The following is a 15,717-nucleotide window of genomic DNA, read 5'->3' as shown; positions in this document are numbered from 1 at the left end:
CAGCCCTCTCTGCCGCTTTACCCTGAATGACTGCTCTGCAATACTTTCAGCTGCTCCTGTTGAAACTTATGAGCTCTGTCGTTCTCCAGCTCAGGTGAGCATATAGCTCTAAGCTCGGCCTCCAGCTCCGAAGCTTTTTGCGGGTACAATGAAAATACATTACGAAGCTCATCCGGATCGTTGCTCAGCTGAAACAGCTGATGCGGCGCTTCGGTATAATGTATCAGCTTCCAATCACCTTTACGGATCATGTAAGCCCCCGATCTTGTTCCGTGTCCGTGATACTCGGAGAACACAGCCCGCTCCGCATCATGCTCCTCCATGGTTTGCAGCGGCTGGCCCGACCAATGGTCCGGTCTCTTTGCCCTTGCAGCATAAAATAACGAAGCCTGTATATCGTGAGAGTCGACCGGCGTTGCCACTCGTCTTCCCTTCTCATAATCGGGTCCTGCTGCGATGCACGGGATCCGGACCGAATCCTCGTACAGCGAGCATTTCCACCACATCCCGAATTTGCCTAGCATCTCGCCATGATCCGATGTATAAATAATGTTCGTACTTGTACCAAGACCTCTTTCCTGCACAAAGTCGAGAAGCCTTCCCAGCTGCCGGTCGATGAAGCTGACATTGCCCAAATATCCTCTCCTTAGACCGCGAATCTGCTGCTCCGAGAAAGCTTCCGTTTGAAAATGATCCCGGAGGTCTTGGGCGTAAGGGTGCTGCGCGCTTTCCTCCTCCTTGCCGTAACGGGGCAAATCTCCCCCTTCCGGGTAAAGATCCCAATATTCTTGCGTATTCCATTGGGGGAAATGAGGATTTAACAAGTTAATCGTCAAGCACCATGGCTGTCCCAGTGCAGGAGCTGTCTGCCGAAGCCATTGAATGGCCGCGTCCATCACGCCCAGATCGTCGTCAAAGGCGGTATCCTTGATGCCAAATCCGTCCGCCCGCTCCACGGCGTCGGATCGGATTGCAAGCGGCCTGCGGGAGAAATTAATGTCACCGGGCCATCGCTGATCCTTGCTGTAATGGATTTCGGAAAAGCCGAGACGCTCTCCTTTATCGTAAACATGCGTTTTGCCAAAGTGGGCCGTATACACACCTTGATCTTTCAGTACTTTACCGTAAGTCGGAAACTCCGAACGAAGTCCGACATTGCAATTGCTGTACGCTTGAATTTCATGTACGCGCAGACCGGACATGAAGGCCGAGCGGCTGGGCGAGCATAACGGCGAGGAGCAGTACGCATTTTCATAGACGGTGCCCTGCTCGGCCATTCGTTCCATGTTCGGTGTCTGGAGGTAATCGTGACCGTAGACAGAAGAATATAGCGGGTTGTGCTCGTCTGATATCAGCAAAATACTGTTACGCATAATCGGATATTCTCCTCCTTGATACTTTATTTCAATTCCTTGTAGTCATTGGCGGTATAATCTTTCTTCAGATCCCAGTTAGGGAAGATGAAATCCTTCAGATCAACGCCGGCTCCGGATGCCTTCACTTTGCCTACGGCTTCCTCCAAGCCTTTGTTCAGCTTATCGTTGTAGGCTTTCAATAGCGAAGGCGCATCCTTCTGGGCTCCCGACAGCACCGATTGCAGGATATCGTTGAATCCCGGCTTCACCTTCGGCTGGTCTAGCGACCCCAGCTCTACGATCACCTTAGCCGTCTGAGGATTTTTCACCGCATAATCGGGTCTGACCTTCAACAAATCTTTATGAAGCTGAATAAATGTATCGAACTCCGGATACGGGTATAACGCCTTGTTATTATTGATGCTTTCGATAGGGGTGAGCGCTACGCCGCTTTTCAAATATTTCTCGTAGAACATCGGTGCCGCAAACCCCTCCTCCAGAAAAAGCCCAACTTCCTTCGGATGCTTGGTTTTGGAGGAAATCATATAGCCTGTCGGGTTGGCCGGAACATAATAATACGTCGCCTTACTGCCGTCGGGAGTCGGCACGGCAGCCAGACCGAATTTCGCCTCCGGCGTATCCCTTTTCACTAGCCACATGCGCGCACGGCTGTCAATCAGGAAAGCCGCTTTGTTTTGCCCGAATAATATGGCGGCCTCCGCCCCTTTCATCGTATAGGACGACGGTAATATACTTCCGTCACTTTTCAGCTTCTGGAGAAGTCCGAACGAATCCAATGTCGCTTTTTCGTCATAAACATACTTTCCCGATTTGAGATTAAACCCGCCGGACTGCTCCGGAGCTACGCCTGCAGAAAAAGCATTGACGAAGGAAGCCGCACCGGAATCGCCGCCGCCGAATACGAAGCCGTACACATCGCCCTTCCCTTTGGCCGTAACCGTCTTGGACATTGCTATCAATTCATCCCAGGTTTTCGGCGGTTTTTCCGGGTCCAGGCCGGCTTGGCTCAATACTTCCTTGTTGTAATACAATATCGAGCCCAGCTGCGGTCCCGTTAACGGCCAGCTGTATGTTTTCCCGTCCAGCACATTCACTCCCTCGGCAAAGCTCCCTGCTAAGAACCGCGATTTCCAGCTGTCGGAAACAAGGCCGTCAAACGGAAGCACCTGTCCGTTGGCAACCAACGTGCGGATATCCGAGCCCGACGGCGTCTGGTAAATATCCGGCAAATCATTGGATGTAATGGCGGCTTGAATAGCGGTATTGTACTCCGCTGCAGGCATATATCTGCCTTCAACGCGGATTTTCCCTTTATATTTCTCATTGAATTCACGGATCATTTGCTGTCCCGGACTCTCGTCGCCCTTGAGAAAATCGCTCAAGCCCCAGACCGATATGACCGTTTCTTTACCATCCCCTGCATCGGCATTGGCATCCGCTCCCGACGTACTATTCGAGCAGCCTGACGCCAAGAGCATAGCGGCTCCCAGCGTACCTGCGGCGATTTTTTTCCATTGATGGTTCCACATCGTAAACCCCTCCATTTATTCGGTTGTCATTAGCTTAAGCTTTTACAGCGCCTGCTACGCCTTCAATAAAGTATTTTTGCAGGCAAATAAACACGATTAAAATCGGCAATAAGGAAATGCTGGCGGCCGCTGCCATTCCTGTCCAATCCATCGTATGCTCCCCGACGAACTGGAACATGCCGACTCCTAAAGTGCGTAATTCCGGCTTTCCCAAGGTAAATACAAGCGGCAATAAAAAACCATTCCAGGTAAACATGAATTGCATGATGGCGGTGGTGGCAATAATCGGCTTGGACAAAGGAAGCATGATTTGGAAAAAGGTTCGCAGGAAGCCGCTTCCGTCAACCTCTGCCGATTCCTCCAGCTCCTTGGGAAGTCCGCGAAAATAAGCTACAAACAGCAATATAAACAACACATGGGCTCCGCCGGCTTCCGCCAAAATGACGCCCCACAGCGAATTGTTCAAACCCAGCTGGTTGACCAGCGTATAGATCGGAATGATCGTGTATCCCTTCGGCAAAAACATGGTGGCCGTAATGGCAGATAAAAATAGGATCCGGCCATGGAAACGGAAGCGTCCGACCGCATACCCGGTCATAGAGCAAACGACAAGCACTATCAGCACGACGGCCACAGTGACGATAACCGTATTCCAGAAGTAGACGGAAAAATGCGCCGTTTCCCAAGCCCGCTTGTAATTATCGAATTGAAATTTGTCAGGCAACAGTGAGATTCCCGAGCTGATGTATTCTTTATTGGTTTTAAATGCCGCCATAATCATCCAAATAAAAGGATAAATCCATACGATCCCTAACCCCGACAGCAGCAAATGTACCAACAGCACGAACGGCGAACGTTTGTTGTTCCTTCTTGTCATTATGAACTCCCCCCTACAAGCTCCGTGTTTTGCGGCCGCCCGACAGCTTTACCAATAATCCCAAAATAAGCGAGATCAGCATGACGGCCATCCCGTACAGAACTCCTGCAGCCGAAGCGAAGCCGACCCTGGCTTCACCTTTGCCCGAAAAAGCGTAACGGTATATATACACGTCCACCATATCCGTCTTAAACGCCGGACCGCCGTCCGTCATTGCTTTAACCAAATCGAACACATGAAGCGCATTAACGGCCGACATCAGCAGAATGACGCTCCCTACCGGCAGGAGAAGAGGAATCGTGACGTAACGGAGCATTTGCAAAGGTCCCGCCCCGTCGATTTTTGCAGCCTCCAGCACCTCTTTAGGAAGCGATTGGATACCGGCCAGCCAATAAATCAGCTTCATTCCGAAGCTTTTCCAAATACCGACCAAGACCACAATGAGAAATGCCGTATCAATGGAACCCAGCCAATCAACCGGTGTGCTCAGAAGCCCTAAGCGGATCAAAATCTCGTTCACCAGACCTTTATAAGCGCCGAATATGAACCGCATTACCAAGCCGACGACTGCCGTCGTCGTTACTACCGGCAGGAAATAGATTGTCCGGTATACCGTCTTCCCCTTCAGCCACTCTGCGTTGAGCAGCAATGCCATCAATAAGGCGAGAGGGACTTGGATGATGATGACATACAACATGAAAGTCAGACTGTTTCGAAACGCGTTCCAAAAGATCGGGTCGGAGAACGTTTCAATAAAATTAGCGAAGCCAACAAAATGGTCAAGACGGCCAAAGCCGCTCCAATCAAAAAAAGCATATACGTAACTCATGATGAGCGGGTATAACGTAAACAGCAGGAACAAGACAAGCTGTGGGGCGATAAATAGCAGACACCAAAGCTGCTTGCGCGTCCGGTAATGGATCAGGCTCCTGATTGGGTTCGTATTCGATGGAGCTAGTGTTTCTTTCATATGATATCTCCTTTCTGAAGCAGCCGTTCTTGTCTGAAACAGTTCCGGTACAGTACCGGAAAACGCAAAAAAGAGACTCCGCTTCTAATTCGCGAGTCTCCGGTGGGCCGGTCAACTGTGACAGGATTTTATTGTATAATACCTAGTGGATTACTATGGATTTATTGTAACGGCCTGCCGCCTCATCGTCAACCCCTTTTTTTCGCCGAACACGTTCAAATTGTAAATGGCATAATACTATTCTCTTAAAACATAAACACCTCTTACAATAATAAAATCTCTTAGGGACTGGAATCAGCTTGTCCTGAAAGGGATGAACGGGATTATTTTATTTAATTACAGAGAACCTTCGATTGGGGAAGGATAAATACAGAGAGAATTTCCATTTCGTATACAAAAACAGTTGAATATTTATGCATTCAATCGAATGACACCCGCAATAGGCGCATCACTGGCAGTAAGCCCCGAAGGCTCCTCCTTGTACACAATTGTAAACTTTTATCCCCAAAGCTTATTCTGTTATTATATACGGCTGTTTGGCGTATCCTTCTATTCACATCAAACGATTCACATCCGCCACTGTATCCACAAGTGAATATCTGTTTTTATCCCCTTTGGGATGAAATGCTCCTGCACCTTTGTAGTATTTATGCAGCGCAATCATGCGTTGAAATGATCGGCAGCTGCATGTTCAATAAAGAAGAGCGCTCGGCTGCTGCCGAGCGGCGAATGGACGGCAGCACGAAAAGCCCTCTGCTCCCCTTTTTTCAAAAAAGTGAGCGGAAGGCTGTAATATGATCTTCAGTTCAAACAGCAGCAGCTGCTTATCCTCGAATAACGGAGATAGAAGGCGGTCTCACTTGGACGAGGAAATCCTCCAGCTTGAATCCGAGAGGCACGTCGGGAATCCATTCCCATTTCGGCGCATGCCTCAATTGGTTCAAGATCCACTGCTTCACGGCTGCCGGAGTTTCTTCATGCAGCTTTTGCAATGCGAGGTCTTCTATCGTTCGATACTCGTACGGGTCTACCTGCAGCCGGTACGCATAAGCATGAATTTCAGCTGCGGCTGCGTCTCCCATCCGCCGCTCTAACGTTCCGTTCGCGCGCTTATAGGCGACAGGACCGTGTATCGGCGTCCGGGCGTAGTCTTTTTGCAATATTGGAAGTGCTGCCTTACACAGCTTGCGGAACGAATTCAGATCGAATAAGCTCATTGCGGACGCGAATTCGAAGGAGCGCTTCGCCCGGTCATCCGTGCTTCTCGGAGCGATAAACCGGTATACTCCCGTTTGCTTGGCAATATCCAAATAAAGCGACATCCCCTGATGGCGGATCTCTTCCTTCACAAACCGGACGATGTCCGACGGGAAAATAAAATGCTTGCCGTGCAGCTCCTTGATCTTATGCAGCACATACCGAATGAACGAGGAGCTCTTCTTCTTCATCAGGCTGACGAGCTGAAGAAAGCTTTGCCCGTCGTTATGCTGCTCCAAATCGCCTATACCCAGCTGGAACAGCTGCGATTGAATGTATTGGGTTAACCTGCGGTACGATTTCTTAGGCTTTACCACTTCATGGTAATGCGATCCTTTATCCTTGGGGATAATGAAATAAGGGTTAATCGAATAGCAAGCCTTGTAATAGCCGGTAGAGTTCGGCTTCAGCGCAGCCGTGGCCGCGAAGAGCGGCTGCCCTTCGAATACAGGCTGCTTCGTCAAGACGTCGATCAGCCTCTTCATTTGATTGAGGTTGGTTTTATGAAGCCATTTGTACAAGCCGCCGTCTTTCCCGTCGGTACGCAGATTTTTTTCCAGCGCCTTGGACGGACTGTCGTTTTGCTGCGCGGCGCCCTCCAGATACCACTTTTGAGCGGCCAGAGGCAGCTTGTAGAAGGCGTTCGTGAATACCGCCGGGGGCAGCAGGAAGTAATACCCGATCGTTCCGGTATCCGGCTGCAAATAATGATTCAGCGTATAGTGGCAAGTACCTGTAACTTCTTCCTCCGTTACCGTTATGAGGCCCATATCGATAAACTTTTGAAATGACACATAAAACTGATCGTTCGTTACAGGATCCTCGAACAGCTCCGCCTGCTTCTGATAGATCCGGTTCCGGTTGCAAAATTCCAGCGTGCCTTTCGTATTGAACACGGTCTGCACGGTTATAAACAGCTGGATGTCCGATTTCGTAATATGATGAATCAGACGTCCTCTGCCGTCGTTTCGGAATAGGAATTGATCCTTGTTATACTCGAACTGCTCCTCTATTCTCTTGAATGCATGATAAAACTGATGGCTGACTACGACGGGATTCGTCGCCTGGAGGTGTACCCTGCCTTTCAAATTATTCAAGAATACGAGCTTTTGCATGAAGGGTACCCTCCTTTCGCCACAGATTTCCAAGCATTCTCTTATCCTAGATTTTTGCAGTCCTTTTTGATATAATAATCAAAAGACAACAAGCAAACAGGCCTCTGAGGGTCCAATTTTTTTGGACGCACTTCAAGAAGCTTGTCTTATGGAGTCACGATCTTCATCGTTGGTAGCGAGCGCTGATCGGACTCGAATGTTTCTTTGCTTACGCTGAGTACTGGTAATACTCAGTAAACACGGGATGTTGGTAGCATTCCATGTTGAGAGCTTCCATGGTAAATGGGAGCTTTTTTCTTTTTCTAAGTTATTCACATGTGGATAACTTTTCTTTTTCGACATTTTCCATTATATCAACAATGATAGTAGGAAGGTAGACGCGATAGAGTACGAGCTTTTTGTAAAAAGGTCATATAAGCGACCGAAAAAAACGGTACGCGTTTTTCGTAAAAACCCGTAAAGCCGTTACACAGCGGGATGGAGCGGGTTTTGTGAATAACCAAAAAAAATATTGTGAGAAATAGTACGTGATTTTCGTAAAATATTGTATCGAAGTACGCGGATTGAGTAAAAAGAGATTGTTAAGTACGTGTAAAGAGTAAAAATGGTATCGTAAAAACGTCATATTGATCTATAATTTTTCCGCGCCACACTTGGGTTTTTTCATCGAGTACGCTAATCTTGTAAAAACATCTTTTTCAGTACGCTTTTTCCGTAAAAAGCGGATTTGAAGTACGCGATCATTGTAAAAAAGCGAAAAAAAGTATACCTTCTGTGTAAAAAGCTATACAAAGGGTACGTGTTTTTCGTAAAAACTCACCCGCTTTTCATGAAGCTTTCAAAGGAAACGCAAAAAAAAGGACATACTGGATGCATGTCCTCACTTTTTACATAAAACGCGGTACGCTAGTTTGGTAAAAAGCAGCGTCTATTGAATTAGGGATGGCGTAGCGGTGCCTGTAAAAAAGTCCGCTTTTTCCGATTCGGTAACCGGCGTCAAGATGATCTCGAACCCGTTGCCGACCCTTTTGTAGTCGTTAATCAAAATGTTCGCTTCTTTAAACTCCTGCAGCGACGCGTCGATTTGCTTCAGATTGCTGTCGATCCGCTTGGAGCGAAAACGGATCCGGTCCGAGAAGAAGGTATACTCGAAGTGCTTCTTCATGTTCCGTCCCTGCAAATAAGCGTCCAGCCGCTCCTTCTGGAACGCGTAGATCAAAATTTTGGACAGACGGTTCTCCAGACGGTGAATAAAGTGGCTGTAAATTTGGACGGTCTGCTTCGTAATAAACTGCTGGTGAAGCGTATCCGAAAACTTGAGCTCGGCATAACGGCGGCCTGTCGCATCCTCCTTGGATACGATAACGTATTCGAACAGGTTGTATAAGAACGTCGTTCGCGTCTCCTTATTCGGCCCGGTGGTTCTGCCCTCCAGGCTGAAACGGCCGATTTTTTGCAGCCGCTTCGTAATCAAATCATACGCCTTCTGGCTCGTATTACCGTAGATTCGGGTCAATAGAGGCCGCAGGTCGAATGCGATCGTTTTATCCGTGTAAAACCGCTCCGCCCGGTGCTCCATAATGTGCTCCAATATTTCCGAATCGGTCTCGTCGAGCAGAAACATTTTGTCGATCTGTACTTCTTCGTTCTCTTCAATAGAAATAAAAGAGCGAAGGACGCGGTTATCGCTCAGCTTGTAGTCGTCGTAGATGATCGTCGCTTTTTGCTCCGAATCGAACAGCACGTTCCCCTTCAGCTTCGCCTTCCCGTCGGCAAAGATCGGGTTCTCGATCAGATCCTTGAACCGGTGCGTAATCCAATTGCGCGGCGCGTTCTTCAAAAAGTCGGCGATAATAAAGACGATATCGTTCTCGAACGCCTTCTCGATCTGATACTGCTGCTTCGAATCCAAATACGGGTAATCCGTCAGCCGGGTATCCGTATCGACAGCCCATGCCTCGATCTCGTTCAGCCGGGTTTGGACGAAACCCTCCACGTCTTTAATGCTCTTCAGCATTTCCTTGAAGCTGTCGTCGGCGTTCTTGCTCTCCAGAAACTTGAGCAGCACTTCCCGCTCCTCATGAATGCTCGAGTTTTGTTTGGACTCTACGTCCTTCTTCAGCTGCTTGAACCAGTTTTTCTTGGTTAACTGACGTCTTCTATGATAAGTCGATTTAATTTCCAGCAAATCTACTATGTCATCGTCGTTAAAAAAGATATTGTTCATAATGTTGCGCATATAATTTTCAATAATATCGCTCTCGTCCTGCAGCACCAGCTTCAGCAGCTTTTCCTTTGTCTTTTCCCCAATAAGAACAAGCAGTTCATCAAATATGAATCGAGGAATTTCTTGTATTTTGACACTCATCCTATTCCCCCCCGATCATTGGCACACTACTATTATTTTATAGTTTCTTGGACAAATAGACAATGGGAAATAGAGTGAGGTTTTTCCATTCCAGGCAAAAACGGCCTGCCTATAGGGCAAGCCGCTAGGAGTAAGGTTTATTTCGGAGTCAACGAATCGCCTAATGATTATACAATGTCTAACATTTCGGGGTCACGGGGCTGCTCGAATAGCCATTCGTTACGGACAGAAGTAACTTTTCGGGGTCTACATTAAATTAATGGCATCCTCTCCGTTTCTCAAGGCGCTAACGCCAATCAAATGGAACGGCATGAATTTCTCTCGACAACTACACTCTCAACGATCCGATGGTCCGGATAATCCCCTTGCAGCATCCCGAGCTTGTGCATCAATAAGCGGACAGATTCGGCCCCAAGCTCCGAGGGCTGCAGATCCATGCTCGTCAAGGAAGGATTCAATGAGCCCATCATTGATAGATCTCCACAGATGACAAAGATCGATATATCCTTCGGTACCTGCAGCTTCAAATGCTTGATAGCGTTCATGACGCTGAATGCGGTTCGGTCATCATCAGCAATGATGGCCGTTACCTTCATCCTCTGACTACCAAGTATATGGACCGTCTCCTTGTAACCATAATTAATATAATCCGAGGATAGAAGCGCCGGCTTATGGTGAATCATATAATCCTCCACCGGAATATGATGATCCTTCAACGCTTGGACAAAGCCCTCGTTGCGGACTATCGATACGGTCATATGTTCGTTGGCGTTCAGAAACATCAAATTTCGGTGGCCTTTGTCAAGTAAATATTTACATATACTATAGATTATTTTGTAGTTATCATTATCTACATACGGGGCGTTATTCACATTGGCATTCATGACTTTGCCTACCGTGACGAACGGGATTTGCTTCTGATGCATCAGATAGATGCGTTCATCGTCTATCGTAGGACACATGACAACCGCCCCGTCAATCGGGTAGCTCGACAAGAAAGGCGTTTTCACCTTATGAGCGGGAATCATGTCGAGTAGAACCCTATAGCCGTAATAGGAAGCCTCCAATACGACTCCGTTTATGAATTGATTATGAAACGCGCTAAAAAAGAAATTGCCGTGTGGGATCGCCAATCCGATAGCCATCGTTTTCTTCGTAACCAGACTCCGCGCAATATGATTCGGCACGTAATTAAGCTGTTTGGATGCGCTTAATACCCTCTCCCTCACTTCTTTGCTTGTAGGGCGTTTTTGACTGAATACATTTGAAACGGTACCTTTCGACACGTTCGCCAATTTTGCCACATCATCGATTTTGGCCATTTGTTACCTGACATCCTTCCAAGATTGCTACGCTAACCGCTCATTCAGCCGCTCCGCCAATTCAATTAATTCAAGCGGGTCGCTGATCGTATAGTCCGGTTTTTCGCTCTCGTCCGCATGCTGCTTTGGATACCGGGGGGTCCAGTTTAAGAAGACGCTCGTAATGCCCATTTGATTGGCGCCCTTCACATCCCGGCTCAAATTGTTCCCTACCATCATGATGCGGGGGCAATCGTCCATGCTCAGATCCAGAGCCCCGATCGCCGCCTTAAACATGCGCGGACTCGGCTTAAACGCTTTTACCGTTTCGGAGTATACCATCGTCGCAAAATAATCGTACAGTCCGTTTTGCGTTAAAATATTTTTGAACGACTGCGCGTATCCGTCGGCCACGATAGCCATCGTAAAGCCTCGCTCCGCTAGCGTCCTCACCATGATATCCGCTCCGGGTATCACGTCGGCTTTAATGACGATATCGTTCTCATCGCGAATTTCCGTACCTTCATCAATAATCGTATCTCCACAGTCTAGAAAAATAATCAGCTTTTTCGGCTCCGAGGCTTTTTCCATATTAAGATTCATCATGATTTACACCTCTCAGTTTTAAATCGTTGGCATAATGGCAGGCAACGTAATGCCCGTCTCCAATGGACATTAGTTCAGGCTCCTTCTTGACGCATAAATCTGTTTTATAAGCACACCGGGGATGGAAGTGGCATCCGCTCGGAGGATTGGCAGGGTTAGGAACCTCTCCCTCAAGAATAATTCGATCTTTCTTCAAATCCGGGTCCGGCTCGGGCACTGCTGACAGCAGTGCTTCGGTATAGGGGTGTTTAGGCTGCTTGAACAACAGCTCTACGTGCGCTAACTCCACAATTTTGCCCAGATGCATGACGGCAACTCTATCAGAAATATTCTGTACAATGGACAAATCGTGGGAAATAAAAATATACGTGATTTGCAGCTGCTGCTGCAGGTCCTTAAGTAAATTAATGATCTGCGCCTTAATCGAAACATCCAGAGCAGAAACCGCTTCATCGCACACAATCAGCCTCGGATTGGAGATTAACGAGCGTGCGATAGCGATACGCTGCCTCTGTCCCCCTGAAAATGCGTGCGGGTACCTTCTAAGGTAGCTGACGTTCAAGCCGGTTTTCTGCGCTATGTCCGTCACTTTCTCTTCGACTTCCGATTTGGACAGCTTGAAATTGGCCAGAAGAGGTTCGGAAATAATGTCATACACGCTCATTCTCGGGCTTAATGAGGAGTAAGGATCCTGAAAGATCATCTGGATTTCTTTTCTTAATTTCTTGAAATCTTTGCCCCGCAGCGATAAAAAGTCGACCCGCCCGCCATCCTCCGTATGATAGAGCACCTGGCCCGATGTCGCATTCATGCCTCTGACGATGCATCGTCCCAACGTCGTCTTCCCGCAGCCCGATTCTCCTACGATGCTTAACGTCTCACCTTCGTACAGCTCAAAGGACACATCGCTTAATACGCGGATGGAAGCAGGCTTGCGAAAAAACGTTTTGTCTGATTTCAACTGAAACTCTTTGTTCAGGTTAACGACGTCCAATAATCGTTTAGCCATGTCCACTGTCCCCTCCCTCATCCTGGTACAAAAAACATCTCACTGTATGGTTATCGGATATCCGTGTTTGGGGCACGGTTTGCATGTTGCACACGCCTGCGATTCGCTCCTTGCAACGGTCGTAGAAACCGCACATCGGAGGCATATTGACCGGCATGGGAACGGTACCTTCAATGGATTCCAATCTTTTATGTCTGCTACCGCCCATCCTTGGCATCGATTGAAGCAAGCCTTTCGTATACGGGTGCTTCGGGTTGTAGAAGATGTCATGCACCGTGGCTTGCTCCACGATTTTCCCTAAGTACATGACGGCCACCTCGTCGCACATCTCGGCAATAATGCCGAGATCATGTGTAACCAGCAAAATAGCCATTCCGAATTCCACCTGAAGCTGTTTCATTAATTCCAGCACCTGCGCCTGGATCGTCACATCCAGCGCCGTAGTCGGCTCATCGGCTATCAATAGCTCCGGGTTGCAGGACAAGGCCATTGAGATCATGGCGCGCTGCCGCATGCCGCCTGAAAACTCATGCGGAAATTGATCGAACCGCTTCTCTTGATCGGAGATACCTACTTTACCGAGCATTTCAAGCGCTATTTGCTTGGCTTCCTTCTTATCCTTGGTGCGGTGGATGAGAATTGCCTCCATAATCTGGTTTCCAATTGTGTACATCGGGGAAAATGCGGTCATCGGCTCCTGGAAAATCATCGCGATTTTGCGGCCCCGGATGGAGCGTATCTGCTTGCTGTTCGGTTTTAGGGAGAGCAGGTTCAGCTCATTCAACGCTTTCTCCGAATCCGAATGGTATACGATACGGCCCGACGTCTCGCACTCCTTCGGATTAATACTGAGGATGGCCCGGCTCGTTAAACTTTTGCCGCAGCCGGATTCGCCTACAAGGCCTAGCGTCTTTCCTTTTTTGATTTCGAAATCGACTCCGTCGACCGCTTTCATTTCCCCGTTATCTATTTGAATGCGGATTTTCAGGTCTTGGACGGAAAGCAGCGGTTTGCCGGAAGCAGCTTGAGCATTCATTCGATACGATCCCCTCGCTTTGTATGGGAAATGGTGACTTGCATTGGGTATGGTGTGCAAGGTGCGGCATTGTTCGGCCCGCGTCCTTTATCTCTTGTAAGGATCAGCCGCATCACGAAGCCCGTCACCCAGAAAGTTAAATGTAAGTACGGTAACAATGACGAATCCAAGCGGGATCAGCTTCCACGGGTAAAGCGCCACGTTATCGATTTGCTGGGCTTCCTGGAGCAGCACACCCCAGCTCGTGGCAGGTGAACGAATCCCGAGACCGAGGAAGCTCATTGCCGTCTCGCCGAGAATCATGCCGGGGATGGCTAAGGTCGTCGCCACGACCAAATAGCTAATGAAACCGGGAAGCAGATGCTTAATAATAATTTTCGTATCGCTGACGCCTGCGATTTTCGCTGCCAGCACGTATTCTTCGTTTTTGAGCGAGATAAATTTCCCCCTCGCCACACGGGCTAACTCCGTCCATCCGATGAAGGCGAAGATGATGACAATATACAAATACATCGTCACGACCGGGATGCGGGGCGGAATAGCCGCCGAGAGCGCCATCCAGAGCGGCAGCGTTGGGAACGAGCGGATGATTTCAATGATTCTTTGGATGACCGAATCGATCCATCCGCCGAAATATCCCGAGATCCCGCCGATGATTAAGCCCAAGACAAAGCTTATTGCGACCCCGATCAGCGGAATGCTAAGGGAGATTTGACTGCCCAACACAATGCGCGAAAATAAGTCTCTCCCCATCCCGTCTGTGCCGAATATGAACAGGCGACCCGGTTGGTCCACTCCAAACAGATGTGTTGAAGTTGGAATAATACCCAAGAAGCGGTAGCTCTCTCCCTCGACGAAAAAACGGAGCGAGTATTTAATCGATTTGTCCGGCACGAAGATTTTCCTGAAAGTAACCGGGTCTCTCCCTGATTTCAGCTCATACACAAAAGGGCGAAGATGGAATTCCCCGTCCGCATCGATAAAGTGAAGCTTCATAGGAGGTGCATTCACGTATTTGCTGTCGTAGCTCTGTAGATCGTAAGGTGCTATGAATTGGGCGAAGATAGCCGCCAGGTAAAACAGCGCCAAAATAAACAAGCTAACGCGGGCGAGCTTATGCTTTTTGAGCCGCTGATACATAAGACGCCATTGAGAGCTGTAGTAGAGATTGTCGTCCTTCTGCCTCTTATGCCGAGGGACGGATTGCCTTTTGATCACCGTTATCGTTTTCATAGTTACATCCCTCTGAACTCTGTACGAATTTTGGGGTCGAGCCATGCCAATAAAATATCCGAGATCAGCGTTCCAATAACCGTCAATATGGCCATAAACAACAGCCACGTTCCAGCCAAGTACATATCTTGGCCCAGCAATGCGTTATACATTACGGGGCCTTGAATCGGCAGATTGAGGACGATCGCCGTGATCGTCGATCCCGTAAAGATTGAAGTTAATGACCACCCGATCGTACTGATGATCGGATTCAAAGCGGCGCGAGTCGGATATTTCAGCAAAATCTTAGTCTCCGACAAGCCCTTGGACCGGGCCGTAACCACATTCGGCTTGTTCAATTCATCGAGCATCTGCCCCCTCATCACGCGGATCAGCTCTGCCGTATTGGCCAATCCGATCACAATAACAGGAATAATCATATGCTTGAGCAGGTCCAGCACTTTGCCCATAGACCACGGAGCGTTGACATAATCGCTGGAGAACAGGCCGAGAAGAGGATCTCCGAAATATTCGTATGATAGATACATTAATAAAATCGCTAACAAGAAATGGGGGGTTGCCATTCCCAGGAAGCCTATAGCCGAGAACAGGTAATCCCCGGCGGAGTATTGCTTTACCGCACAATAAATTCCGATAGGAATCGCGACCAAATACGTAAAGGCCATCGTGACCAGGGAAACGATCAAGGTTAAGGCCATATACTGCTCGATGACGGCCAGAACGGGTTTGTTGTAGTTAAAGGAATAACCGAAGTCAAAATGCAGCAGGATGTTCTTCATCCATATGAAGTACTGGATAAACCACGGCTGGTCCAGTTTCAGGTTAGCCCGCATTTCATCCATGTCCTGCTGCGACATGACGTCGCCCGCGACGGACATTTTGGCTGCATAGTTGGATACATAGTCACCTGGAGGAAGCTGAATGATGTAGAATACGATGATGGAAATAAAGATGACCACCGGGATGACCAGCACGATCCTTCTTGCTATATAAGGAAGCATCTCTTATCCTTTCCTCTCCGCTTTGATTCGGATTGCCCG

General features: G+C 48.3%; 12 protein-coding genes. All 12 read right to left on the bottom strand.

The annotated features are described in order from the left end of the window. Positions 1-17: 17 nt before the first annotated feature. The 12 genes from DVH26_RS12650 to DVH26_RS12595 all read right to left on the bottom strand — a co-directional run bounded on the left by DVH26_RS12650 (position 18) and on the right by DVH26_RS12595 (position 15,678). Complete coding sequence (locus DVH26_RS12650) at positions 18-1,373, bottom strand: sulfatase family protein (protein ID WP_239634040.1); 1,356 nt, start codon at positions 1,371-1,373, stop codon at positions 18-20. A 26-nt stretch (positions 1,374-1,399) separates the two neighbouring features. Then, entirely contained in the window at positions 1,400-2,905 is a 1,506-nt protein-coding gene (locus DVH26_RS12645) for an ABC transporter substrate-binding protein (protein WP_239634039.1), read from the bottom strand. Between the two features lie 34 nt (positions 2,906-2,939). After that, positions 2,940-3,782, bottom strand: coding sequence for a carbohydrate ABC transporter permease (locus DVH26_RS12640; RefSeq protein ID WP_239634038.1), 843 nt, complete (start codon positions 3,780-3,782; stop codon positions 2,940-2,942). Positions 3,783-3,795: 13 nt separating this feature from the next. After that, the gene (locus tag DVH26_RS12635; RefSeq protein WP_239634037.1) at positions 3,796-4,752 is read right to left on the bottom strand and encodes a carbohydrate ABC transporter permease; all 957 of its coding nucleotides are present in this window, start codon (positions 4,750-4,752) and stop codon (positions 3,796-3,798) included. A gap of 824 nt (positions 4,753-5,576) precedes the next feature. After that, positions 5,577-7,124 (bottom strand): hypothetical protein, encoded by a 1,548-nt coding sequence (locus tag DVH26_RS12630; RefSeq protein ID WP_239634036.1) that lies wholly within the window; start codon positions 7,122-7,124, stop codon positions 5,577-5,579. Positions 7,125-8,052: 928 nt separating this feature from the next. After that, entirely contained in the window at positions 8,053-9,492 is a 1,440-nt protein-coding gene (locus DVH26_RS12625; RefSeq protein WP_239634035.1) for a hypothetical protein, read from the bottom strand. Positions 9,493-9,788: 296 nt separating this feature from the next. Then, positions 9,789-10,814 (bottom strand): LacI family DNA-binding transcriptional regulator, encoded by a 1,026-nt coding sequence (locus DVH26_RS12620; protein WP_239634034.1) that lies wholly within the window; start codon positions 10,812-10,814, stop codon positions 9,789-9,791. Positions 10,815-10,841: 27 nt separating this feature from the next. Continuing rightward, positions 10,842-11,399, bottom strand: a complete 558-nt coding sequence (locus DVH26_RS12615) for an HAD family hydrolase (RefSeq protein ID WP_239634033.1) — start codon at positions 11,397-11,399, stop codon at positions 10,842-10,844. Continuing rightward, positions 11,386-12,408 carry an ABC transporter ATP-binding protein gene (locus DVH26_RS12610; protein WP_239634032.1) on the bottom strand — a complete coding sequence of 341 codons (1,023 nt, stop codon included), beginning with the start codon at positions 12,406-12,408 and terminating at the stop codon, positions 11,386-11,388. The genes DVH26_RS12615 and DVH26_RS12610 overlap by 14 nt, the downstream gene beginning before the upstream one ends. Beyond that, entirely contained in the window at positions 12,401-13,444 is a 1,044-nt protein-coding gene (locus DVH26_RS12605; RefSeq protein ID WP_239634031.1) for an ABC transporter ATP-binding protein, read from the bottom strand. The genes DVH26_RS12610 and DVH26_RS12605 overlap by 8 nt, the downstream gene beginning before the upstream one ends. 87 nt (positions 13,445-13,531) lie before the next feature. Next, positions 13,532-14,677, bottom strand: coding sequence for an ABC transporter permease (locus DVH26_RS12600; RefSeq protein WP_239634030.1), 1,146 nt, complete (start codon positions 14,675-14,677; stop codon positions 13,532-13,534). A gap of 2 nt (positions 14,678-14,679) precedes the next feature. After that, positions 14,680-15,678 (bottom strand): ABC transporter permease, encoded by a 999-nt coding sequence (locus DVH26_RS12595; RefSeq protein ID WP_239634029.1) that lies wholly within the window; start codon positions 15,676-15,678, stop codon positions 14,680-14,682. Positions 15,679-15,717: the final 39 nt, after the last annotated feature.

It is taken from the genome of Paenibacillus sp. H1-7, assembly GCF_022354825.1.
Taxonomy (GTDB): Bacteria; Bacillota; Bacilli; order Paenibacillales; family NBRC-103111; genus Paenibacillus_S.
The sequence above is the reverse complement of the archived record's forward strand: the minus strand, read 5'-3'. Positions and strand labels throughout refer to the sequence as shown.